General features: G+C 35.6%; 20 protein-coding genes. 3 read left to right on the plus strand and 17 right to left on the minus strand.

From position 1 onward, the window contains the following. Positions 1-39: 39 nt before the first annotated feature. The 7 genes from HGPG_RS07270 to HGPG_RS07300 all read right to left on the minus strand — a co-directional run bounded on the left by HGPG_RS07270 (position 40) and on the right by HGPG_RS07300 (position 7530). On the minus strand, positions 40-3465 hold the full coding sequence (locus HGPG_RS07270) for a pyruvate carboxylase (RefSeq protein WP_019125403.1): 3426 nt from the start codon (positions 3463-3465) through the stop codon (positions 40-42). 368 nt (positions 3466-3833) lie between these two features. Beyond that, on the minus strand, positions 3834-4031 hold the full coding sequence (locus HGPG_RS07275; protein WP_218915216.1) for a type II toxin-antitoxin system RelE/ParE family toxin: 198 nt from the start codon (positions 4029-4031) through the stop codon (positions 3834-3836). 87 nt (positions 4032-4118) lie between these two features. Beyond that, positions 4119-4454: an AbrB/MazE/SpoVT family DNA-binding domain-containing protein gene (locus tag HGPG_RS07280; protein ID WP_019125406.1), complete on the minus strand. Its 336-nt coding sequence runs from the start codon at positions 4452-4454 to the stop codon at positions 4119-4121. Positions 4455-4769: 315 nt separating this feature from the next. Next, a complete protein-coding gene (gene rpsI, locus HGPG_RS07285; RefSeq protein ID WP_019108418.1) occupies positions 4770-5162 on the minus strand; it encodes a 30S ribosomal protein S9 in 393 nt (130 codons plus the stop codon). 12 nt (positions 5163-5174) lie between these two features. Beyond that, complete coding sequence (rplM, locus tag HGPG_RS07290) at positions 5175-5603, minus strand: 50S ribosomal protein L13 (protein ID WP_019125408.1); 429 nt, start codon at positions 5601-5603, stop codon at positions 5175-5177. A gap of 139 nt (positions 5604-5742) precedes the next feature. Continuing rightward, a complete protein-coding gene (locus tag HGPG_RS07295; protein WP_019125409.1) occupies positions 5743-7248 on the minus strand; it encodes a 4Fe-4S dicluster domain-containing protein in 1506 nt (501 codons plus the stop codon). A gap of 9 nt (positions 7249-7257) precedes the next feature. Next, entirely contained in the window at positions 7258-7530 is a 273-nt protein-coding gene (locus HGPG_RS07300) for an NAD(P)H-dependent oxidoreductase subunit E (protein ID WP_019108415.1), read from the minus strand. 118 nt (positions 7531-7648) lie between these two features. On the opposite strand from HGPG_RS07300, the gene HGPG_RS07305 reads away from it, so the two are divergent. After that, positions 7649-8293: a Crp/Fnr family transcriptional regulator gene (locus tag HGPG_RS07305; protein WP_019125410.1), complete on the plus strand. Its 645-nt coding sequence runs from the start codon at positions 7649-7651 to the stop codon at positions 8291-8293. A gap of 15 nt (positions 8294-8308) precedes the next feature. Here HGPG_RS07305 and HGPG_RS07310 read toward each other — a convergent pair whose 3' ends face one another. From HGPG_RS07310 to HGPG_RS07350, 9 genes are all read right to left on the minus strand, one after another. Then, positions 8309-8812 carry a phosphatidylglycerophosphatase A family protein gene (locus HGPG_RS07310; RefSeq protein ID WP_019125411.1) on the minus strand — a complete coding sequence of 168 codons (504 nt, stop codon included), beginning with the start codon at positions 8810-8812 and terminating at the stop codon, positions 8309-8311. 8 nt (positions 8813-8820) lie between these two features. Further along, on the minus strand, positions 8821-9324 hold the full coding sequence (locus HGPG_RS07315; RefSeq protein WP_019125412.1) for a hypothetical protein: 504 nt from the start codon (positions 9322-9324) through the stop codon (positions 8821-8823). An 8-nt stretch (positions 9325-9332) separates the two neighbouring features. Further along, positions 9333-10475 (minus strand): FAD:protein FMN transferase, encoded by a 1143-nt coding sequence (locus tag HGPG_RS07320; protein WP_019125413.1) that lies wholly within the window; start codon positions 10473-10475, stop codon positions 9333-9335. Positions 10476-10602: 127 nt separating this feature from the next. Beyond that, positions 10603-16500 (minus strand): G5 domain-containing protein, encoded by a 5898-nt coding sequence (locus tag HGPG_RS07325; protein WP_019125414.1) that lies wholly within the window; start codon positions 16498-16500, stop codon positions 10603-10605. 519 nt (positions 16501-17019) lie between these two features. After that, entirely contained in the window at positions 17020-17307 is a 288-nt protein-coding gene (locus tag HGPG_RS07330; protein WP_218915213.1) for an aminotransferase class IV, read from the minus strand. Between the two features lie 109 nt (positions 17308-17416). Beyond that, positions 17417-18424: an electron transfer flavoprotein subunit alpha/FixB family protein gene (locus HGPG_RS07335; RefSeq protein WP_019125415.1), complete on the minus strand. Its 1008-nt coding sequence runs from the start codon at positions 18422-18424 to the stop codon at positions 17417-17419. Positions 18425-18438: 14 nt separating this feature from the next. Continuing rightward, the gene (locus HGPG_RS07340; protein ID WP_019125416.1) at positions 18439-19236 is read right to left on the minus strand and encodes an electron transfer flavoprotein subunit beta/FixA family protein; all 798 of its coding nucleotides are present in this window, start codon (positions 19234-19236) and stop codon (positions 18439-18441) included. A gap of 18 nt (positions 19237-19254) precedes the next feature. After that, positions 19255-20397 (minus strand): acyl-CoA dehydrogenase, encoded by a 1143-nt coding sequence (locus HGPG_RS07345; protein ID WP_019125417.1) that lies wholly within the window; start codon positions 20395-20397, stop codon positions 19255-19257. 371 nt (positions 20398-20768) lie between these two features. Continuing rightward, positions 20769-21203 carry a universal stress protein gene (locus tag HGPG_RS07350; RefSeq protein ID WP_019125418.1) on the minus strand — a complete coding sequence of 145 codons (435 nt, stop codon included), beginning with the start codon at positions 21201-21203 and terminating at the stop codon, positions 20769-20771. 227 nt (positions 21204-21430) lie between these two features. On the opposite strand from HGPG_RS07350, the gene HGPG_RS07355 reads away from it, so the two are divergent. Together HGPG_RS07355 and HGPG_RS07360 are read left to right on the plus strand one after the other, a co-directional pair. Further along, positions 21431-21988 (plus strand): TetR/AcrR family transcriptional regulator, encoded by a 558-nt coding sequence (locus tag HGPG_RS07355; protein WP_019125419.1) that lies wholly within the window; start codon positions 21431-21433, stop codon positions 21986-21988. Continuing rightward, on the plus strand, positions 21975-23009 hold the full coding sequence (locus HGPG_RS07360; protein WP_019125420.1) for a DUF2871 family protein: 1035 nt from the start codon (positions 21975-21977) through the stop codon (positions 23007-23009). Before HGPG_RS07355 ends, HGPG_RS07360 begins: the two co-directional genes overlap by 14 nt. 417 nt (positions 23010-23426) lie before the next feature. Here HGPG_RS07360 and HGPG_RS07365 read toward each other — a convergent pair whose 3' ends face one another. After that, complete coding sequence (locus HGPG_RS07365; protein ID WP_019125421.1) at positions 23427-25505, minus strand: S-layer homology domain-containing protein; 2079 nt, start codon at positions 25503-25505, stop codon at positions 23427-23429. Positions 25506-25773 lie beyond the last annotated feature (268 nt).

Genomic DNA, 25773 nt, shown 5'->3' on the forward strand with positions numbered 1-25773 from the left:
AAAATCTATTCACAAAAATTTTACCCAAGATGAAAGTTTTTATTCAAAGGACAAAAGTAGCTCGCCACTTTCCACCATGTCGCCTTCTCTTACAAAGATATCCTTAACTTTTCCGTCAATGTTTGCCACAATATTTGTCTCCATCTTCATGGCCTCAGCTATAAATAATTTGTCGCCCTTTTTGACTTTTTCACCTTCACTTACAAGGACCTTTACGATCTTTCCTGGAATAGAAGAGCCAACTTCCCTTTCATTTTTTGGATCTGCATAAATTTTTTCCTCACTAGAAATTTCTCCGCTCTTAACAGTTTCGTCCTTGATGTTAATAGTTCTTCTTGAGCCATTTATTTCGAAAGTTAAATTCCTTGTGCCATTTTCCAAAAGTTTTCCAACTTCAATTAATGTGACGATTAAAGTTTTTCCCTCTTCAATGGAAATTTCTGTGGATTCCCCTTCCATTAGTCCGTGGAAAAATACATCAGAGCCAATTCTTGTAACTTCTCCATTTTCTTTTATATAGTCGATGTAGTCGTCAAAGACCTTTGGATAAAGGGCAGAAGAAATTAAGTCCTCTTCACTTGGCTCTATGCCCTTGTCTTCCAAATGTTTTTTTATTGCATCAAAGTCTTCATCAGGAAGAAGCTGGCCAGGTCTTTTTGTAATAGGCTTTTCTCCCTTTAAAATCATATCTTGCAAATCTTTTGGGAAGCCGCCGTAAGGTTGACCCATCATGCCCCTAAAGTAAGTCATTACAGAATCTGGATAGTCAAGATTTTTGCCCTTATCTAAAATATTTTCTGGAGTAAGTTCATTTTGCACCATGAAAATTGCAAAGTCGCCTACCATTTTTGAGGAAGGAGTAACCTTAACTATGTCGCCAACCATTTCGTTGACGCGCTTATACATTTCCTTTACATCCTTAAACTTGTGTCCAAGTCCAAAGGATTCTACTTGTGGCTTTAAGTTTGAATATTGTCCACCAGGAATTTCATACTTATAAATTTCTGTAGTTCCAGATTTTAAATCAGATTCAAAGTTTGCATAGACAGGTCTTACTGCTGCCCAATATTTTGAAATGTCTTCAGCCTTATCGAGATCAATTTCTGTGTCCCTGTCAGTATTTTTAAGGGCAGCCACAACAGAATTTAGGGCAGGCTGTGAAGTTAGTCCACTCATAGAGTTTACTGCTGTATCAACAATGTCAACGCCAGCTTCTTCGGCTTGCAAAATTGTTGCAACGCCGTTACCTGTAGTGTCGTGAGTGTGAAGGTGAATTGGTAGGCCAATTTCTTCCTTCAAGTTTTTAATTAATTTCTTGGCTGCATAAGGCTTTAGTAGTCCAGACATATCCTTTATGCCAATGATGTGGGCACCAGTCTTTTCAAGTTCCTTGGCAAAGTCTACATAATATTTTATAGAATACTTGTCCCTGTATTCGTCTAAGATGTCGCCAGTGTAGCACATAGTTGCCTCTGCAATCTTGTCATTTTTAAGAACCTCGTCAATGGAAAGTTGCATGCCTGGTAGCCAGTTTAGGGAGTCAAAAACCCTAAACAAATCAATTCCATTTTTTGAAGATTCTTTTATGAATTTTACAACAACATTGTCGGGATAATTTTTGTAGCCAACAGTGTTGTTGCCGCGAATTAACATTTGCAAAAGCATATTTGGCATTTTTTCACGCAAAATTTTTAATCTTTCCCAGGGATCTTCGTGCAAAAATCTGTAGGCAACATCAAAAGTTGCGCCGCCCCACATTTCCACAGAGAACAACTTATCCATGTTGTAGTTTAAAGCTTCAGCAATCTTTACAAGGTCAATAGTTCTCATTCTTGTAGCCATGAGAGATTGGTGAGCGTCACGCATAGTTGTATCTGTCAAGAGAAGTTTTTTCTCTTCCAAAATATGTTTCTTTAAGCCTTCTCCACCAAGCTTGTCAAAAATTTGCTTGTAGCCTTCAAAACTTTTCCTTTCAAAGTCTGGCACCTGTGGCACATCAAAATTCTTTTCCAAAGCCTTAGAGTCGTTGACAACTTTTTCGCCAATAATTTTCATTAGCCTTAACTCTTTGTCCTTAGATGATTTTATTTCAAATAATTCTGGATGTTCTTCTATAAAGCCAGTGTCGCAAGTTCCCTCTTGAAATTCTTTTGTATTTAAAACATTTAACAAAAATCCAATATTAGTTTTTACTCCGCCTACCTTAAGTTCAGATAAAGACCTCTTTGCCTTTCTAATTGTGTCCTTCCAAGTCCTTGCTTCGGTGATGACCTTGACAAGAAGTGAGTCGTAATAAGGAGAGATGACAGCACCAGTAAAGCCGTTGCCACCGTCAAGCCTTACACCAAAGCCTGAAGATGACCTATATAAATTAATTTGACCAGTGTCAGGCATAAAATTATTTAGAGGATCTTCAGTTGTCACACGACATTGAATAGAAAAACCTCTGTGTTCAATGGAATCTTGACTCTTGATGCCGATTTCATCACTGTCAAGCTTGTAGCCCATGGCAATTAAAATTTGTGACTGCACAATGTCAATGTCTGTGCACATTTCTGTTACAGTGTGTTCCACTTGCACTCTAGGATTTACTTCTATAAAGAAGTGGTCGCCCTTGGAATCAACTAAAAATTCCACAGTGCCTGCATTAGAATAGCCAATGGACCTGGCAATCTTTAGAGCATCTTGGCAAATTTCTTCCCTGAGTTCCTTTGGAAGAGAGAAGGCTGGAGTGTATTCAATTACCTTTTGGTGACGCCTTTGAATTGAGCAGTCCCTTTCGTAAAGATGGACGATGTTTCCATACTCGTCGCCTAAAATTTGCACTTCAATATGTTTTGGCTTGTGAAGATATTTTTCAATGAACATTGAATCATCGCCAAAGGCTTTTTTTGCTTCATTTTTTGCAGATTCAAATTTTTCTAAAAGTTCATCTTCGCCTTCAGCAATTCTCATTCCTCTACCGCCACCACCAGCAGCAGCTTTTATCATTACAGGATAGCCGCAAGATTTTGCAAATAAGAGAGCCTCTTCTTCATTTTTAATCGGCTTTTCAATTCCAGGAATAGTGGCAACTCCTGCTTCTTTTGCAACGATTTTTGAAGTTATTTTGTCGCCAAGCTTTTCCATGACTTCAGACTTGGGACCAATAAAAGTTATTCCCTCTTCTTCACACTTTCTTGCAAATTCTGGATTTTCAGACAAAAATCCATAGCCTGGATGAATTGCATCAACGCCCTTTTTCTTGGCAAGACTAATTATTTCGTCAATATCAAGATAGGCATCAAGAGGCGATTTCCCCTTGCCAATTAAGTAGGACTCGTCTGCCTTAGTCCTAAAAAGGGCAAGTCTATCTTCTTCAGAATAAATTGCAACAGAGCGAATCCCCATTTCTCTAGCTGCTCTAAATATTCTAATTGCAATCTCACCACGATTTGCTACTAAAATTCTCTTAAACTTTTTCATGTTTTCCTCCCTTTTAGTTTTACATATTATACATCAAATATGAAGTAAAGTGTAGAAGTAAGAAAAAAAAGACCCAAAAATGAGTCTCTAAGATTAAGCTTATATTATTATAAAATTTTTATTTAACTTACAATAGCTTGCTTTACATGTCGATTTAGGTCAATGGCAGACCTGCTTGACCTACCATTAATTTCTTCGTACACTAAGTTAGGCAAGAGCAGACATTTGCTACGAATCGAAGTTCGCTACGGTCTTTCTCCTATTAAAAATTGCAGCTGACCTACCAGCAATTTGCTTCGCAAATTGGGTTAGGTCAAGCAAAAGAGACCTCTGCGAGTCCCTAAAGTTTCCATTATTTAATTTTAAAATCAATCTTTAATATATCTTTTTAATTCTTTATAAAAATTTTCTCTCGTACCAATCATTACAACAATTATTATGAGACCATCATCTTCTATAAGTTCATAGCAAATCTCATAATTAGTCTTGTTGTAAAAAATATCCAAAGACCAAAAATTTTTTAAGTCGCCTATTTTTCTTTGCCCTACAGTGTAATCATCTTTTATTTTGTCTAGCCCTCTTTAATTTTATTTTTTAAATTCTTGTCCTTTAATTTTTTTATGAATTTTTGACTGGATTTTGAAAGTAAAAGCTTAGTCATTGAAAAATTCCTCGTAGTCTAGCATTTCTCCAGACTCATATTCTTCTAATAAATCTTTGCGAAGATTTTTTCTGGCTTCAGGAAAATTATTTTTTATTCTTTTAAATTCCCTTAAAAGTTCGTCGCCCTCATAGCCTTCCTTTATTAAATCTTCAAGAATTAAATCAGAAAAATCATCAAAATTTTCTCGAACTTTAGACAAAACAATTTTATTATTTTGAATTTCTAGGTCCAAATTATCATCTATGCCGAATCCAAGAGAATCTAAAACTAACTTAGGTAGGATAATTCCTTGCGAATTTCCCCATTTTTTTATAGTTATATTCATAATATCACCTAAGGTTAGTATAAACATTGTTTAACTTTTTGTCAATTGATTAATTTTTAGGTCAAGGGCAGACAACTGCTAAAAATCAAAGTTCCCTCTCCTTCTTCTCTTTGGAAGATGGTTGCCACTGACTTACCGCGAATTTCTCCACAAACTTTTTTAGGTCAAGAGCAGACATTTGCTACGAATCGAAGTTCGCTACGGTCTTTCTCCTATTAAGAATTGCAGCTGACCTACCAGCAATTTGCTTCGCAAACTTTTTTAGGCAAAATAATAGAGCCCTGTTGCCAAGGCTCTTGTAAAAATAATATATAATTATCTTTTTGAGAATTGTGGAGATCTTCTTGCTTTTTTAAGACCGTATTTCTTTCTTTCCTTCATTCTCGGATCTCTTGTTAAGAAACCTGCTTTTTTAAGAACTGATCTGTATTCAGGATCAACTTCAAGAAGTGCTCTTGCAACGCCGTGTCTAACAGCGCCAGCTTGTCCTGAGTATCCGCCACCAACTACTTTTACGATTACATCAAAGGATGCTTCTGTATCAGTAAGTTCTAGCGGTTCCTTTGCAACTGTTCTTAGAGTTTCATAATCAAAGTATTCTTCGATATCTTTTCCGTTAACTGTAAATTTTCCATTGCCAGGTAGAAGTCTAACTTGAGCGATGGATTTTTTTCTTCTTCCAGTACCTCTGTATTGTATTGTATCCATTCTTACCTCCAATTAAAATTCATATACTTCAGGTGATTGTGCAGCGTGTGGATGTTCTGGTCCTGCATAAACCTTTAGTTTCTTAATCATTTGTCTGCCTAGTCTTGATTTTGGAAGCATACCCTTAACAGCTAATTCAATAACTTTTTCTGGTCTCTTCGCCATCATTTCAGCATAGACAACTTCTTTTCTTCCGCCTGGATATCCAGTGTGATATGCGTGAATTTTTTGGTTTAGTTTATCGCCTGTCAATACAACTTTGTCTGCGTTAATAACGATGACAAAATCTCCACAGTCCACATGTGGTGTAAAGATAGGTTTTCTCTTTCCTCTTAAAACACTTGCAATTTCAGATGCTAATCTACCAAGGACTTTGCCTTCAGCATCTATTACATACCATTTTCTTTCAACTTCATTTGCTTTAGCCATGTAGCTTTTCAATGAATTTTCCTCCTAAATAGTTTAAAAATTATTCCGGGGCTTTTTAAACATGACCTATATTTTAGACTAGATAGCCTTTTTTGTCAATATTTATGGGAAATTTTTTTATATTATTTTCACTTTTTTTCGTCAGTGATTTTTATATGCTTTCTCTTTCTTTTTCTATATTTACATTTTCAAGTGGAGTAGGATAAATTGATTCCTTCTTGAATTTTTCTATTTGCTTCTTGACTCTATTTACAGATGCAATAGTTCCTACGCCTGCTATACAGCCGCCAGGACAAGCCATACCTTCAAGTAGATATCCGTCAAGCTTACCTGCCTTTGCAATTTTTAACATCTTCATACATTCTGAAAGAGTATGTGCTCCTTGAATGTGGATGTCCTTGTCTGGATTCATTTTTTCTGCCACAATTTTTACAGATTCAGCAACGCCACCTGCAATTGGATAACCTCTACCAAGGGCAGAGCCGTCTTCTACATCTTCTTCTACTTTTATTTCTGATGGTTCAATGTCTTTGGCTACAAACATGCCCATTAATTCTTCAAAGGTTATTACAAAGTCAACATCAGATTTTACCTTTGTGTCAATAGCTTCTAGTTTTTTAGAAGTACAAGGTCCAATAAATACAACAACTGCATCCGGGTCCTTTTCCTTTATGTGATTTGCAGTGTATCTCATTGGAGAGCCTGAGTCAGAAACTTGTTCGAAAAATTCTGGGAACTCATTTCTGATCATGAGAGTCCAAGAGAAACAACAGCTTGTGCCCATGAATGGTATGTCTTCGGGCACTCTCTCAAGGTATTCCTTTGCTTCGTGAAGAGTTGTAAGGTCTGCTCCAAGAGCAACTTCAAGCACATCTTCAAAGCCAAGTTGTTTTATCGCTTCTATAATTTGTTTTGCACTTGTGTTGGCACCAAATTGTCCTATGTAGGAAGGTGCAATGGCTCCATAAACTTTTTTGCCAGACTTTATTGCCTTTATTAGTTGGAAAATTTGTGTCTTGTCTGATATTGCTCCAAAAGGACATTCTGCAATACATCTTCCGCAAGCAACACACTTGTCGTGGTCAATGTCTGCTCTGCCATACTCATCTGATCCAATGGCATTGACGCCACAAGCAGCAGCACATGGTCTTTCGTATTTTACAATTGCTGAATATGGACAGGCATCGTGACATCTGCCACATCTTACGCACTTGTCCTTGTCAATTATAGTCCTGTCTTTGCCCATGGAAATGGCATTTACTGGGCATACATTTATACATGGATGGGCAAGGCACTTTCTGCAATTGTCCGTTGTATAATAAGCCTTAGTTGGACAAGCTTCGCAGCCAAATTTTATTACATTTATCAGTGGTTTTTCATAGGCATTGGTGTCTATGTCTACCTTATCAAATCCGTCAGTTACATTTTTAAATACGCCAATCTCTCTAACATCTAGCCCCATGGCTAGTCTAAGTCTTTCGTCGACAACTGCCCTCTCTCTAAAGATATCACTTCTATATCTCGCCACTTCGCCAGGCACAATCTTGTAGCTGGACTCCTCAAGGGCAGAAATATCTAAATCATTATAGGCAATTCTTGCAACTTCAGCAAAAACTTTTCTTCTTATGTCGACAAGTGTTCCATAAGTTTCTTTCATCTTTTCCCCTTATATCCTTAATTTATCAATAATTTTCGCGCTTACTTCTTGAGCAGTAGCCTTTAGCATAATTTCGTCGTCTACAATTACAACTGGCGATGCTTCGTTGTTGTGAATTTTGCAATAATTTAAGCAGTGTGCAAATTCAATTTCCAAATTTTCTGCAGAACAAAGTTCGGATTCTGGTCCGCACAAATGATCTTGTAAGTACTCTACTGCGTCGTAAATAGCGTTAGCTCCCATAAGAGTGCATCTCGCACCCATGCAAATAGTAACTTTCATATGTCCTCCTCTTCACTCTATACTGATAGTTTAACATTTAAAATTTACTTCTTCAATCATCATTATAGTTTTTTATAATATTATTATTAATAATGTTATAATATAGGTGAGGTGTTATATGGAACTTTCAAAGACGCTAAAAAACTTAAAATTATTTAACAATTTAAATGACTTAGAGCTTGAAGAAGTGAAAAACTTTTTATCTGACATAAAAGTTTATAAAAACAAGACCACTATCTTTAATGTTGGCGACGACATAAAAAATTTTGGAATTTTATTAAGTGGGCAAGTTGAGCTTGAAGTTGACGATGACTTTGGCAACAAAACTATTCTCTCAAAATTAACTGCGCCAGCACTTTTTGCTGAATCCGTCTTAATAAGTGGAGTGAAGGAAATTCCCCTATCTGTAGTTGCAAGTGGTGACGCAGAAATAATTTTCTTCGACTACAATTCTTTTCTTGGCAAAAATTTAAAGTCAAAGGAAAAAGTTAAGGACAACCTTATAAAAATCCTTGCTGGCAAAAATTTATTTATGCGCGACAAATTAAACCTTCTCACCCTTCCCACAGCCCGCACAAAAATTTTGTACTACTTGTCCAATGAAGCAAGAAAAAAAGGCTCAAAATATTTTACCCTTGACTTCAACATTACAGAGTTAGCACAATACTTAAATTTAAACAGGTCTTCACTTTCTCGTGAGCTTTCAAAACTAAAAAAAGAAGGCCTCATTGATTACCACAATAAGACCTTCCGAATTTTATAATTTTATTAAATTTTATTATCTATTTTGATGGGCTATTCTTGCAGATGCTGCTGCGGCAATTGCTGCCACCAAGTCGTCTGCAAAAGTAGTTACCCTCTCAACTTTTTTCTTTTCATCAAGTTCTTTTATTATGCCAATTTTTTTCTTGTCCAGATAGCCAAAGTTGGTAAGTCCAATTGTGCCATACATATTTACAATGCCGAGAGTTAAAATCTCGTCAATGCCATAGAGACCTTCGTCGTCATGGATAATTGATTGAATTGGCTCAGGGAGCTTGCCTTCATTTGCCAAGTCGTCAAGGGCAAGGCCTGTCAAGATGGCGTGAATTGACTCCCTCTTTTTTATTACGCTTTCAACACTTTCTAGGCATCTATCTATATCAAGATCTTTGATGTATTCGCCTTGAAGCTCTTGAACGAGCTTTGCAATTTCAATTAACTCAACTCCAAAATCCTGTAATCTTTTAACAGTATGCTCATAAAGCTCCTGGCTGTCGTATTTATAAAGTATATCTTTCACAAATCCTCCTATTTTTTTCTAATTCTAATTCTCGCTCTATTTCTCTTCATGATCTTTGCCCTAGAAATTTTTATGCTAATGCCATAAATAAATCCAGGAATAAGTGTAGCAACAAAAAGACTTAGGGCATTGTAATTTACGCCCAGAACCTTAATTGCATAAACCTCTGGCATCAAAAAGAATTCCATGGGAAACTTCCAATAGGATCCACCAACTGAGCCAGTAAAAAATTCTTTACCCAAACCCAAAAATCCAAGGGCAAATAAAATTAAGCCAATTAAAAAAATTAAATTGCCTGCAAAAAAATCAAGGCTCCTTGCATTTCTCTTTGAGAGCATTTTTCCAAAGTTATAGTAGAGGACTATTATGACTGCAACTAAAATAATTTTGAAAAAAATATTTCCATAGACCAAATTTCTCATGTTGGTACTTAAATTTATGAGAGCTGAAATGGCAAAGGTTATAAAAACTATTAAGATGTGAAAAATTAATCCTCTAGTATTATTTCTCATTTGCACTCCTATTTATCCAAGAAATTTTGGGCTTTTCCTGATAGTTTTATCTTCATGTCCTTGTCAACCCAAATAATTGCAGAATCAGTTTTATCTGCAAGGGCATTTATCTCATCGTCAGTGGAATTAAAGGCAGCAGTAGATAAAAAGTCACAAAGGCCTGAATCCTCTTTAATAATTGTGATAGACTTTACATTTTCAGAAGGCTTTAAGGTATCTGGGTCGATTATGTGGCAGTACCTCACGCCGTCAAGGTCGAAGTACCTTTGGTAGTCGCCACTTGTAACTATAGATGTGTTAGCAACATTTACTGCAGCAAGAATTGGATCCTGACTTTCAAGATCGGGATTTTGAATGCCAATTTTAAAATTGTCACGACCATCTACTGGCTTTCCAATAATTCTAACATTGCCGCCAGCAGAAATTACTGAGGATTTAACTCCTCTTTCTTCAAGCTCTCTAGCTACAAGTTCTGTTGCAAAACCCTTGGCAGTTGCACCCAAATCAAGCTCCATGCCCCTATCTATTTCAACAGATTTTTTCCCTTCATCTAATTTTACATTTTCAATATTTGTAAAAGGACGGAGCTTTTCTAATTCTTCATCACTTGGTAGAGCCTGACCCTTTAGGGCAATAACTTCTTCCTCAGTTTTTCCAGATTCATAAAGTTCTCTGTACTCATTCCAAAGCTTTGTAACAGGACCAAGGGCAATATTTGTCTTGTGTGAAATATTTTTATTGTAATCCACAGAATCCTTTATTAGCTTAAATAAAGTATCATCCACAACAACAGGCTTTACTCCAGCCTCATCATTAATTGACTTGACATTTACATAGCCATCATAGTTTCTGTAGTTGTCAAAAAGTTTGTGCAGGTCTTCAAACCTTTCCTTGGCATAAGTCAAATTTTCACTGGCAAAACTTTCGTCATCAGTATAAATTGCAATGTGAACCACTGTGTCAAAAGTGTCGTAAAATTCAATTTCGCTCTTTTCACCATCTCTTGAGATTTCTTTTGCAACCGGCTTTTGCTCTGCCTCAATGGCATTTTTATTTTCACTTACATTTGCATTTTTATTTACATTTTTGTCGCCGCAAGCAGAAAGAATCAAAAGACTTCCCAAAGTCACAGCGAGTATTGCTTTTTTCATATTATCACCTTCTATATGATACCATTTAAAGCTAGACTTTTTCAATAAATAATAAGTTTAAGCCTATTTTGTTCAAAATTTTTAAAAAAATAAAAGCCGCCCCTTGGCAGCTCTTATTCAAATAATTTTACTTATTTATTTTTTTGTTTTCTTCTTCCTTTTCCCTTTTCTTGAATCTTCCAAGTAGAAGTAATAGACCTGATGCAAGTCCTGCTGATGCAGTCTCAGCAACTAGTCCAGCGTCTGCTGTCTTAGGAGCTCTGTCATCATTTTTAGCTTGTGCCTTTGCAGCTTCACTTGACATTACTTTATCTGCTTGAGAATTTTCTTGGATTGAGATTTTCTTTTGGTCTTGAGACTTTTCTGCATTTTCAGTTTTATTTACTTCTTCAGATTTTTCAGAATCAGAAATTTTATTTTCCCCTTCAAAGTTTTTGTCCTCAGGATTCTTTCCTTCTGGAGTTTTTTCTTCTGGAGTTTTTCCTTCAGTAACCTTTCCAGGTTCAACTGGCTTATTTGGCTCAACTGGTTTTTCAGGATCAACTGGTTTGTTAGGACTTATGTCATGATTATCTGGTGTGCCTGTAGTGTTTGGTTTGTCAGGAGTTTCTCCACCTGAATTGCCTGGATTATTTGGTTTTGTCGGATCTGTTGGATTTCCTGGATCTGGGCACATATTTTCCGTAGGTTTTGTGCCAACTCTGATAATCTTATCTACAGCTACAGTGATTACTTTATCTTCTCTTGATTCTTCTTTGCTGTTTTTAACCTTAACTGTAGTTTCTTTCTTACCAGTTGCACCTTCTTTTTCAACAACATAAGTTCCTGCATCTAAAGTATTGTCTTCAATGACTTGAACCTTATATGGTATTTCAGATTCTACTTTAAAGCTTCCTTCAGTTAGAGAACCATATTCATAAACTGCATTAGTTGGTTCAATTCTTTCAACCTTAGTTTCAAGCTTTCCTGTTTCCTTGTTGAAGGAGGTTGTAATAGTTACCTTACCTGGAGTTCCCTCAGAAATCTTGTTAACTGTTCCTGCTTTTAGCTCAGGATTGTGATTGTATGTTGTTTCTTGTGGAATATTTTCTTCCTTAACAACTGGCTTGATACCAACTCTTACAACTCTATCTTCTTTTTCTTCGATAACTTTTCCCGCTGAATCAACTGTTATATCACCATCTTTAGTAGTTATAGTTGTTGTTACTATTTCCTTGCCGTCTTTACCTTCGTTGTCTACAACTCTAGTACCTGCTTCAAGCTTATCATCATAGATTACTTTTGTTTCGTAAGGAATTGCTTTTTCGACAGGAGTTTCCCTTTTTCCTTCAAGTGGTTTTGTGCCTACTAGGACAATGTGTTTAGTTGCTTCTACAATTATTGGTTCACCGATTTGTTTAGCTTCGCCGTCTGATTGACCATTTTTAATAGCTTGTTCATAACTTGTAGTCTTAGACCCTGCCACACCTTGTTGTTCTATTTTCTTTTCGCCTTTAGAAAGAGTCGGATCTTCTCTAACTTCAACTTCATAAGGAAGAGGGCAAGTTTTCTTGTATTCATAAGTTCCTGTGAAGTCCTTAGTGCCTACAATTACTTTTTGTACTGCATTAGTTACGACTTCTTCAGTTGTTTGTTCAACTTTACCAGTTTCTGGGTTGTACTTGTCAATGACTCTTGTTTCTACCTTACCTGGGGTAAGTGTACCAGTTTCAACTACTCCCTTGTTTTTGGTATTATCGTAAACATATTCGATTTTTACTTCAACATCTTTAGAATAGTTGTTTTCTGGTGTTTCGACTTTTGTTCCAATTTCAATAATGTGTTTTACAGAATCTTTTCTGTTGGATTCAGTCTTTGTCATTTCACCAACAACTTCTCCATTCTTAAAGTCTTGTTTGTATTCTATATCATAAGAACCCTTAACACCTTTTTGTATTTCATTGTTTGTGCCAGCTGGAAGTTCATTATTGTATCTAACTTCAACTTCAAATGGTATTTCGAAAGTTTCTTTGTGTTTTACTTCGCCTGAAAAATCTGCTGAGCCTACTTCGATAATAGCATCGACAGGTTTTTCTTCAGTAACCTTCTTTTCATCTTGAACTTTTGAATTTACTATCGTCCATTCAGTTTTCCTAGAGCCCAGCTTTCCTTTTTGTTCAACTCCGTCAACAGTCTTGTATCTCCATTCGCCTTTTTTAAGGTCTGGATTTACTTCAACCTTAGTTTCAAATGGTAGAACTTCTGTATGGGAGTGAGGCCCTTCAGTCATTGTACCGACTCTAATAACTTGATTTTTAACATCTTTTGTTTTTTCTACAACTGGCTCATCACTACTTACAACTTTTCCATTTTCGATATGTCTCTTTGTTTTAGTCACTGTTTGGCCATTTTCTCCTGCTTGATCAATTACTTTTTCTCCAGCTTTAAGAGTGTTATCAAAGACTATTTCTGTTTCAAATGGTATGATGTTATTTTTTACCTCTTCAAATTCGCCGTTGTAATTCTGCATACCTACAATAACTTTTCTCTTACCTTTCACTACAACTGTCTCTTGGATTGTTTCAATTTGACCCGTTGCAGGATTGTATTTGTTTTTAGTTCTTGTAATTACCTTTCCTGGAGTTAGGTCAGAAACTTCAATAGTACCCAAACCTTTATTTTCATCAAAAACCCATTCAACATCTACGCCAACTTCATTTTCAACATCTTTAGAATTTTCAACTGGTTTTGTACCAATTTCAATAATATGTTCAATTGGTTCTACATACTTATCAGTAAGCTCTTTTTCAGTGAAGTTTGCACCCTCTTTTAGCTGACCGTTTACAATTTCTCCGCTGTATTCGTAAGTTCTAGATCCAACCTTACCTTCTTGCTTAACATTTGTTGTGCCTGCTGCAAGGTCTGGATTTTCAACAATTTTTACAGTGAATGGTACATCTTTTGTAACTGTATTTTTAACTGAACCAGTGTAATCTTTTTGTCCTACCCTGATTACTGCATTGATAGGATCAGTTTTTTCAAGTTTATAGTCTCCGACAATTTTAGAGTTTTCAATTGTCCAAGTCTTTTTATTTGTACCAGCTACTCCATCTTTTACAATCTTGTAGTTGTCTTTTGCGTCTGGATAGTTTTTATAGAAGTCTGGGTCAAATTCAACTGTATAGCCAAATGGAATCTCGTCTGTGTCGACAACTTTTCCTTCTGTTCCTGCAGGGATTTTGATCTTCTTGTTTTTAGCTTCTTTAGTTGTTGCTTTAGTTACCTTGATTTCACCTGTGTTAGGGTCTCTAGTTGTCGTGATAGTTACAAGACCATCGTTTCCTTCTTCTACTACTTCTGGTTCGCCATCTTTTCTTGTGTAGTCAAGCTCATATTCTAGACCTCTTGGAATTGCAACTTCAGTTGTAGCAGGTTTTGTACCAATTCTAACTTCGCCATCAACGGCTGATGTGATTGTCTCAGTAGTTACAGCTTCCTTGTCCTTTTGGAAAATTCCATTCTCATCAATAATTCCCTTTTCGCCATTGATGACAACTTGTTTGAAAGTTAATTTTTGTTTTCCTTCAGTGCCTGGTCTTTCAATAACCTTTCCTGCTTCCAAAGTATAATCATAGACTACATTTGTTTTATAAGGAATCTTAGTTTCATATTCCTTTGCTACTTCTGCTTTGTATTTAGGACGGGCGATAAATTGAGCTTTGACAGTTTCTTCTTTTTTAACTCCAAATTCGTCTTCATAATTAACTTTTACATCAACAAAAAGATTTTCTCCACCTTTGATATCTGCGCCTTCTGGTACAACTGCAGTTACAACGCCTGTTTCTTTGTCTACAGTAATATTATCCCAAACATGACCTGCGCTGTCCTTATATGTGCCTGGGACTATTTCGTAGGATAAAGGTTTGTTTTTCTTTGTATCTTCTGGAATAGGATCCGGAGTGCTTGTTAATTTATCTCCCTTAAAGCCGATTTTTGCATGGTATTCTGGTCTATAGTTATCAGATTCTTGAACTACAAAGTGGAACCAATGTGTATCTTTTGATCCATTTGTGTAAGTGTATTCCACAGGTACTGCCACAAAGTCTCCTGCTTTAGCAGATTTTGGTGGTGTGATGGAAAATCTGCCAATATCTCCGTCAGTTAGAGTTACCTTCCATTGGTCCTTATCTTCCTTACCTTCATTTGCCTTGTTGACAAAATCTAAGATTACTTCGCCGAAAGCTTCCCCATTTTTCTTGGCTTGGTTCATATCATCTCCAGATTTTATATAAGGGCTAAGGCTATCTTTTGGTTCATAGATTTTTACTTCAAAAGGTTCGCCAGGCTTAACCCCTGATGATGTGTTTTTTGAAGTATCTTCATTATTTCCATCTATAAAAGATTGGTCGTAATAACGTGTGTCGTCGAGGTTTAGTTTAAAGCCGCCGATTAGATTGTAGTGGTCGTAACGGTCAATGCCTTGGAGATCAACTTCAACTTCTTTACCATCGTGGTTAATCTTCTTTGTGCCGGCACCTGTTTCTGTGTAATAGCCATAGCCACCATTGTTCTCAACAATGGCTTTAAATTCACCTGCCGTTCTTGGACGAGCAAAGAATTTAACTTCCAGGTTTTGGATGCCCTTATATTTGGCATCCTTGTAGAAGATGGAATTTTCGTTAATAGAACCATCTGCATTGATTGTTCCATCAGGCATTTCAACGACTACTTTGCCTTCATCATTTATATAAGCCTTAGCTCCCGGAACAACTTCTCCTGTAAGAGGATGGTAGACTTGGCCGACTAATCTTTCTCTGGCGCTGTCATCTAAATTGTCTACTATTACATTGGTCGTAATGGTTTGACCTTGGACAAATTCCTTTTGGTCATGACTGCCGTTAAGCTTAATTAAGTCAAGCTTGTCGTTTTCATTTGGCCATGGGTTTACCGAGAAGGTAAAACTGGAATTGGGCCCTTGAGTGGCTTTGAGACCGTTAGCATTGTCTTTTTTATACTTTCCTTCCCAAGCTATAATGGTAGGATCTTTGGTATTGACACTGTTGATATGCTCTAGATCCTCTTTCGTTGAATAAAGATTTTCGTTCCTTTGAACTCTAGAGCCAGTAATCTCGACTTCTGCTTTTGCTTTATAAGTAGGATCATTGAAGTTTCCCTTTTCCGAAAGCTTATCTCCTACCTCATTGGCAGAAATATTTCCGGGATCAAGGACACCCGCTTGGTTCCCAGAGTTGGTAAATCCAAAGTCAGTGTAGGTTCTTTGACCCTTTTCCTTGTCGAATTCCATCTCGAGACCCCATTGGGTCTTATCTTCGCTTGTTGCAGATGGTTCTAAGGTATCATATCTGAATCCATCTTTGAAATCCATGCTAGGTGTGTCTACCGTGGAATAACTTGTGCCATTGCCCTGTTCCATCTCGGTAGAACGATAGCGTTCCTCTTCGCTATAGTTTTGGATCTTCTTTTCATCTTCGGCATAGTTCGGCTCAGTGGCTTCTTGCCCATCTCTAAGAGGTGCTTCAACTTTTTCTTCTGATGTCTCTAAATTTTCACTTGCCTTTTCATCTTCAGCATTTGCTTCACTAGCTATTTTTTCTGTAGACGCTTTTTCATCTACAGCTGAAGCTTCTTCTGTAGCTTCACTAGGGTCTGAAGCATTAGCTCCTTCAACATTTTCGCTTTCTGTACTAGGATTTTGAGAAGGAAGTGATTCACTTTTCTTATCCCCTGATACTTCAGGAGAATTAGCCGATTCCACTACAGCAACATTTTCTCCTGTGCTAGATTCTTTTGAATCAATAGCAGAAATTTCTTCCTTTTTTTCAGAACTTTCTTCTGAATTTGCAACTACTTCTTTAAAACTACTTGCATGGTTTTTGTTTTCACTTTGGACAACTGCCGTAGCTGCTGATTCTGCAGCCGCGTCAATTTCTGATGCCGCATCTACTTTTACAGACATTGATATTGACATCACTGTCGCCATAGAAAGTACGGCAAAAACCTCTTTACCATTCTTAATTGGGTTCATCTTTTTCTACTCCTTTAAAATAAAATATTAACTTCTACACTTAAGGCATAAGATTTTTAATTTAATGCCAGTCTTGTTTTAAGTCGTCAAAAAATCCGAGATTAATTTAAATTTAAACTTCTCGGATTTAAATTACGGTATTATTAAACGGTATCATTAACCTGATATATAACAATGTATACCTTTTAGTTCCCCTATTTAAACACAAAGCGTATTATTTTTCAAGCAAATTTTCACCAATTTACAAATATTTAATATTAGCTTAATATGATTTGTCTTGTTTAACTCAAAAAATAAAGCAATACAATAAAATTTTTATCAATCTAGCTTGAAACTTTGGTTTTTTATGCAGAATCTTGCCAAAAAATAAACAAAAAAATTTTTATTTTAAAAATCTTTTAACTTCATCTATTTTTAATTTATATTTCCCTAAAATTTTTGACAACAAAAAATCGACAGGATTTTTCCTGCCGACCTTATACTTTTTATAAAAATTTATAACTTCTATTAAATTAAAAATTATTTGCCATAAACTGGTCTAAGTGAGTCCTTGTACTTTTCATTCTTGCCATGAGTCAAGTCATGGAAAAGTTCTTTTAACTTCATTGTGAGCTCGCCTGGCCTTCCATCGGCAACTTTTATGTCGTCAACTTCACCTACTGGTGCAACTTCCATGGCAGTTCCTGAGAAGAAAACTTCATCTGTATTATAAAGCTCAGTCCTTGCAATTGATTTTTCCACGCATTCAATGCCAAGCCTTCTCTGGCAAGCTGCATTACAATATCTCCTGTATTTATTTGTGTCCAATTTTATTTTATAACTTGCCCTATAAAAATTTATCAACTGCAAAAATAAAAATTTCCAAGAAAAAAGAGGCTACAATCTTGTAACCTCTTTAAATAAAATTTTATTAAAATTAAATTTCAGCTTTAATTTTTTGTTCTCTTTCAATTGCTTCAATTAGTTTTGGAACAACTGCGTTGATGTCACCAACAACTCCAAGGTCTGCAATTTCAAAAATTGCTGCTTCAGGGTCTTTGTTAACAGCTATGATAAGGTCAGATTCTTCCATACCTGCAACGTGTTGGATTGCTCCAGAGATACCCATTGCGAAGTAAAGTTCTGGTCTAACTGTCTTACCAGTTTGTCCAACTTGGTGATCCTTAGTTATCCAACCTGAATCTACTGATGCTCTTGATGCAGAAATTTCTGCTTCTAGTTTGTCAGCAAGTTCTTGAAGAGGTTTAAATCCTTCTGGTCCACCGATTCCACGACCACCAGATACTAAGATCTTAGCTTCTGTGATATCTTTCTTGTGAGATTCTTGTTTAGCAATGTCAAGTACCTTAACATTCATGTCAGCGTCAGTGAAGTCAACTTTAATTTCTTCAACTTCGCCCTTTCTTGAATCGTCAGAATCAAGTGCTTGCATAACTCCAGGTCTAACTGTTGCCATTTGTGGTCTAAAGTCTTCGCAAAGGATAGTTGCCATTAGGTTACCACCGAAAGCAGGTCTTGTCATCATAAGGTTTTTAGATTCTTCATCTATTTCTAGTTTTGTACAGTCAGCAGTAAGTCCTGTGTGAATTCTTGCTGCTAGTCTTGGAGCAAGGTCACGACCTATTGATGATGCACCGTAAATTACGATTTCAGGATCTTTTTCTTTTATAATTTGAGTGATTGCCTTAGCATATGGTTCAGTAACATATTCTTTAAGCATTTCATCTTCTACTACAAGAACTTTGTCAGCTCCGTGTCTAATAAGAGTTTGTGCGTGGTCCTTAACTTTTTCGCCAAGCAACATTGCAACAACATCTTGTCCAAGAGCGTCGGCAAGTTCTCTTGCCTTTCCCAAAAGTTCTATACCAACTTTTTCAAGTTTATTGTCTCTTTGTTCTATAAATACAAATACATCTTTACTCATTTTTAAACCCCCAATTAGATAATATACTTTTCTTGAAGTTTAGCAACGATAGCTTGAGCTGCTTCGTCAGCAGTAAGATCAGTTAAAAGAACGCCCTTGCCCTTACCTTGTTTAGGGAAAGATTTTTTAACCTTTGTAGGTGATCCCTTAAGTCCTATGTTTGCCATATCAAGTTTGTCTTTAATATCTTCAAGACCCCAAACTTTGATTTCTTTTTGGTAAGCTTCAAAAACTTTACCAATTGTCATATATCTAGGTTCTGCTAATTCTGCAATTGCAGTGATTAAGCATGGGAATTTAGCATTAATTGTGTGGTATCTGTCTTCGAATTGTCTCTTAACAGTTATACCCTTCATGTCTTTGTCTAGTTCAAGTTCTTCAACATAAGAAACTTGTGGAACTCCAATGTGTTCAGCAATTTGTGGTCCAACTTGTGCAGTATCACCGTCGATAGCTTGTCTACCACAAACAATTAGATCGAAATCTAAGTGTTCAAGAGCTGCAGTGATTGTACAAGATGTAGCCCAAGTGTCAGCTCCACCAAATGCTCTGTCAGAAACTAGAATTGCATCGTCTGCTCCCATTGCTAGAGCTTCTCTTAGAGCAGCTTCAGCTTGTGGAGGTCCCATTGATAAAACTGTTACATGGATATCTGGATTTTCATCTTTAAGTCTAAGTGCTACTTCAAGACCTGATTTATCATCAGGGTTTATAATACTTGGCACACCATCTCTAATAAGAGTGTTAGTAACAGGGTCAAGTCTAACTTCATTAGTATCAGGTACTTGTTTAATACATACTACTATATTCATCTATAATACTCCTTCCGATTATTTAACGCCCATCCAGCCAGATACAACCATCTTCATTACTTCAGATGTACCTTCGTAAATTTCAGTGATCTTAGCGTCTCTCATCATTCTTTCAATTGGATAGTCACGAGTGTATCCGTATCCACCGAATAATTGTAGACATCTTCTAGTAATATCACTTGCTGCATCTGCTGCAAATAATTTAGCCATAGCTGCATAGTGTCCGTAAGCTTCGCCATTACCCTTTGCATCAGCTGCTCTGTAAACTAATAGTTGAGCTGCTTCAGCAGTAGTTTTCATATCTGCAAGTTCAAATTGGGTGTTTTGGAATTGAGAAATTCTTCTACCAAATTGTTTTCTTTCAGAAGTGTATTTAACAGTTTCGTCAATTGCACCTTCTGCAATACCAAGAGCTTGAGATGCGATACCAATTCTACCACCATCAAGAGTCTTCATTGCAAGTTTGAAGCCCTTACCTTCTCTTCCAAGAAGATTTTCTTTAGGAATTCTACAATCTTCAAAGATAAGTTCACAAGTAGAAGAGCCTCTGATACCCATCTTGTCTTCTGGTTCACCAACAGTAAATCCTGGAGTTCCTCTTTCAACTATGAAAGCAGAAATTCCGTGATTTCCCTTAGATCTATCAGTCATTGCTATAATTACAAATACATCAGCAAATCCTGCGTTTGTAATAAATATTTTTGATCCGTTAAGTACGTATTCGTCACCATCAAGTACAGCAGTTGTTCTTTGACCACTTGCGTCAGTACCAGCACCTGGTTCAGTAAGACCGAAAGCACCGATTTTTCTACCTGCTAGTAGATCTGGTAAATATTTTTTCTTTTGTTCTTCTGTTCCATTTTCATAAATTGGAGCACAGCATAGTGAAGTGTGAGCAGAAACAATAACACCAGTAGTAGCACATTTCTTAGAAAGTTCTTCTACTGCCATAGCGTAAGCTACATAGTCTGCACCTTGTCCACCGTATTCTTTAGGAAATGGTATTCCAAAGAAACCATATCTGGCCATTTTTTTAACATTTTCCATAGGAACTTCTTCTGTCGCATCAACATCAGCGGCAACAGGTTCTACTTCAGTTTCAGCAAATGCGCGATACATTTGTTGTAACAATAGATGTTCCTTGTCCATTCTAAAATCCATTTAAAATCCCCCTAACAATTATTATAAAGAATGTTATTTAATTAACATACGTTATTTCTATTATATCATTATGCACTTGTTTTTCAAGGTTTTATTTGCTTAAAAAGTCACTAGAAAAATAAATTTGCCATAACTTTGAAATTGAAATTAAAGTAAAAAATTCTTCTACAAAGGCAAAATTAATAAAGAATTTCTACTTTTTAATTAACTAAAAGTATTAAATCCTCTGCCAAATTTTTAATTTATTTTAAATTAGGATAAGGTTTTTATAAAAATTTACACAAGATAAAATAAATTTACTTTAAAACTCAATAAAGCCTCAAAAAATCACAAAATTTTTACAAAATAAAAAGGCGGTGACCCGCCCCTTATTAAATATCTGCCTTAACTACAAGTACAGATTTCTTTGAATGGTTGATAACCTTGTTGGAAACAGAGCCAAGAAGTGTTCTTGAGAAGGCACCAAGTCCTCTGTTGCCCATTACAATAAAGTCTACATCTTTTTCGTCAGCAAATTTGCAGATTTGTTCGCCAGGATTTCCTGAAGTATAAAAAGTTTCAACCTTGTTTGGATATCCGCTTAAATCTGTTTCTGCGTCCTTAAGTATCATTTCTGCTCTTTCAACATTAGCCTTGTCTATTTCAAGAGTAAAATTAAAGTTTGCTGGATATTGTTCAAAAATTGAAGTTTCTGGAGTAACTGTCAAAATTAAAAGATCTGCTCCTAATTTTTCTCCCATGTCTCTTGCAACTTCGATTGATTTTTTTGAAGACTTTGATCCATCAATTGGTACTAATATTTTCATCTTTACCTCCTATAAATAAGTTCAAATTTCTATTATCTTCTGTTTTAATTATACCCCAAAAGAAATACTTTTAAAATAGCCTTGTAATTCTTTATAAAGTTACAGTAATAACTTTAAAATTTCTTTGCCTTTAAATTATTTTCAAAAATATTTTTAAAATAAATTTGACAAGGCTCCTTAAAAGATTTATTATAAAGAAAATGACACAGTGTCACTTTGGAGGTAATATGGCAAAAAATACTTTTGAAAACTTAGACAAGGATAAGAAAGAAAAAATTTATGACAGCCTAAAGGAATTTTTTGAGGAAGAAGATTTGAAGGATATAAATGTCTCTGGCATAGTAAAAAAACTTGGCATAGCAAGAGGTTCCTTCTACCAATACTTTGAGGACTTGGAGGACTCTTACTTCACTGTCCTTAAGAGAGAGACGGGGGGAATTCACCACAAGTTTTTTAACCTCTACAAGGAAAATGAGGAGGACATGGAAAAAACTTTAAAGGCTTATAGAGATTTTTTAGCCACAGAACTTTACGACAAGAATTTAAAGGCCCTTTACAGACCAAAATTTTTTATCTTTGAAAATTCTTTTATGCTCCACGGCAAAAACTTTTTGCGTCAGCAGTTCTCCAGTGACTTCTACCACAAAATGACTTTCATTATGGCAGTCTTTCACGAACTCATCAAGGAGAGCATCACTTCGGACTACGACAAGGAAAAGTTTTTGGAAGTTTGTAACCTATATATAAATTGCTTGTTAGGGGGAATAAATAATGAATCAATTTGAAATTTTTTTCGACGGGCTATATCTCAGTCTAGTAATTTTTCTCGGCATAAGAATGCTTTTAATAGAAGATAAGGACAGCAGAATTTTAGGTTCCATGACTTTACTTCTTGGTCTTGGCGATTCCTTTCACCTAATACCTAGAATTATTGCAAATGTAGAAAGTAATGGCTTTCTAGTAAACAGCTTTGGACTGTTTTTAGGAACGAGAGTCTCAGCTATTACTATGTCAGTTTTTTATCTATTATTTTATTTTTACATCAAGAAGGCAAAAAAGTCACAGGACAAGGGACTTGACTTGGCAATGATACTTTTATTTGCCCTTAGACTTGCAGGTGTTCTTATTAGCTTTAACCACAGTGAGAAAATGGACCTCATCTCAAATGTCCCCTTTGTCTTAATGGGTCTAATTGACATCTTTCTTCTATATAAAGATAAAAATAGAGAGGACTTTAAAAATTTATACATCTATGTCTTCTTTAGCTTTTTATTCTATGTGCCAGTGGTCTTGTTTAAAAAAGTTAATCCAAGCATTGGCGCACTAATGATGCCAAAGACTGTCATGTATGTATTAATTGTCCTTAAACTTTACAAGAACCTAAAAAAAGATTTTGTCAAAAGGGATATTATGGAATTTGCAGTAGCCTACTTGTTCTCAGGCATATTAGCAGGTGCAGTTTATCGTGAGCTTGGAAAAATTTATCCAGTGGAAGTAAAAATGGCTTTGGTTCACACTCACCTAATTGTCCTTGGCTTTGCCCTTCCTGCAATTTTTTATCTTGTCCTTAAAAATTTAGATATTTCAAATGAAAAGTTGGAAAAATTATTTAGACTCTACAACTTGGGAATTTATTTTAGCTTTACTACAATGTTCCTTCACGGTTTGGTAGACGGATATTCTCCCCTAAACCCTGTGAGAATTGGCATGATTTCAGTATCAGGCATTGGACACATCCTAATCACCCTTGCAGTAATTTTAATTTCCCTAAAGTGTCTAAGGGCAAGGGAGCTTGCAAGGGCTTAAATTTTAAGTAGCCATAAATTTTTAATAATCTTCACTCACTTAAATAGAAAGAAGAAAACCTGTCACTGTGGCAGGTTTTTTTCTTTGCAAAATTTTATGGGTCTTAGATTTATTTATGGTCTGTAATTTTTTTTCGTCTTAGTTTTTTTATCGCTTTAATTTTTTTATGGCCTTAATTTTATTATCGGTCTAAATTAATTTACTGTCTTTAATTCTTCCCCCTTATCCTTCAAAAAAATCTTTCAAAACTTCCCCTTCCCAAGAGCCACACTTTGTAACATAAAAATATCTGTTAGAGATTTACTCCCCAACAGATATTATAGAGCCAAAATTTCTACAAATAAAATAAAGACGACAAGTTTCCTTGCCGCCTTCATTCATATTACATATTAACTTTTATAAAGTTAAGATCATCTCTTATTGCCAAATACTTACTTGGTCCATGCCTTCAATCTTAGCTGCATTGTGTCCGTTAGAAGCATCTAAGATTTCATAGTATGCCCAGTGGCTCTTAGATACATCAGAAAATCTTCTTAGTCCAGCTTCACTTACATTTGCGAAGGAATTTGACTTAGTATTTCTACCAAATACAGAGTTCAAAATTGTAACAGCTTCAGCTCTAGTAAGTTTTTGATCAGGTTTAAATGTGCCATCAGAGTATCCCTTGATGTTCTTGTTGCCGTAAAGTGCACTTATTGCATCAGATGCCCAGTGACCCTTTACATCCTTAAAGCTTCCAGTTCCTGGATAACCATTTTTAACAAAGGTAGAAATCATTTGAGCAAATTCAGCTCTTGTGATAGCTTGGTTTGGTTTAAATGTTCCATCAGAGTATCCCTTGATGAATCCCTTAGCTACTGCATAGTTAATTTCATCAGAATACCAAGCGTTGTTGGCATCCTTGAAGCTTGTAGTTGGGTTCTTAGGGAGTTCTGCACCATTATTTACAAGTTTATCAAACATTCTTACAGCTTCAGCTCTAGTAACTTCTTTGCCTGGTTTAAATGTTCCATCAGGGAATCCTGCTATATATGCAGGTTGATTAACTTTTTCCGTAGACACAGCTACACCCCCAACAGTGTATTCAGTAGTTCTAGCAACTTTTCCTGATTCCTTAGATTCAACTTTAATAGTTTCGCCAGCTCTTAGAGCTCTACTTAAAGAAACATTATAAATACCAGTGTCGCCTGCAGTTGTGCTTCCAAGAGAATTTCCATTTGAATCATATACAGTTATACTTGCATTCGCATCTGCATTACCTCTTACGAATTTTGCTCCAGCAGAAACTGCGTTAATAGTAGGTGCTCCTGAATATTCATTATTTGTACTGTATTTACTACCATATACATAGTATTCTAAATTTCTTGAAGTAGAAATAGAAGGACTATCCCATGTTACTTTGAAATATCCATCACTATCAGTTGTGTCCCTTCCAAGATAATCGTTGCCGTCATAAACATATACTGTTGTATTTCTATATCCCTTCAAATATCCCTTTGTTGAATAGCTAGTTCTAGAAATATCAGTTGGATAAACTCTCTTGTCATAGTCATCTCTATAATATCTGTCAAATCTATCATATCTGTAATTTCTGTAGTATCCATCATAATAATCCAATGTGTATTTAGCTGAATTATATCCACTCTTTTCAGCCTTTAGATATCCATCATAGTATCTATAACGTCTGGATCTATTGTATCTATATGGTCTATAACTTGTCCAATGTTTCTTGCCATTAGAATCGTAATAATACCACTCATCTCCATCTCTGTAATAACGATATCCATCATCATAATAATAATCGTCATCATAATATCGATAATCATAACCTACATAAATATCAAAATATCCATTTTCATCAGTTGTAGTAGACTTACCTGTCTTATCTCCATCATAATCGTAAAGTGTAACTGTTGCATCTTCAACTGCTACACCATCAGCAGTTACCTTACCATAAAATCTTCCATTATCATAGTATCTTTCAGAAATAGAAAGGTCTTTAGTTACTGGTACAGCTGGTTTATCAGCTTCCCATTTTGCTGTTAAAGTAATATCTCTTTTAACTTCATAAGGGAATGTTACTTTATTTGTTCCATCATACCAACCTTTAAAAGTATATCTATCTCTTTTTACACTAGGTTCTTTTAACTTTGTACCTTTAGCGACTTTACTATCAGCTACTTCAGTTCCACCATCTGAATCAAATCTTACTGTGAATTCTTCTACTACTGAATCTGCTGGTGTTGGATCTTTTGATTTTTCTGTGTCAGCCGGATCTATTGTTTCCTCTTTCTCTTTATTGTCTGCTGTATTTTCTTCTTCGTTTCCTGTTTTTTCAGTAGGTGCACCTATTGTAGGTTCTGTTTCCGGTGTTTCTGTTGTTACTACTGGTTCACTATCACCTTTACCTTCATTCTCATCAGCAAATACATTAAATGGCATTGCGGTAATCATTACTCCCGCAAGCGCTAAACTAAGTAATTTTTTATTATTCATAAACTCTCCTCCTTATGATAAATTCCATTCATCAATATTAAAACATTTTCCTTGGTTCTATTATACCCAAAGTCAATGAAAATGTTTAACAATTTACGAAATTTTAACAAATTTAATAATTTTGTAACAATACTAGAGCAAACTTGAAAAAATTTTTAGAATCTTGCTATTTAGATTCTTTTCAAAATAGAATTGACAGGTAAAATTTTTTATTATAAGATAATTTTAAATTTAAAGAGTTTAAAAGATTTTAGATATGGATTTTATA

The organism is Peptoniphilus grossensis ph5 (assembly GCF_000311825.1).
Classification (GTDB): Bacteria; Bacillota; Clostridia; order Tissierellales; family Peptoniphilaceae; genus Peptoniphilus_A; species Peptoniphilus_A hominis.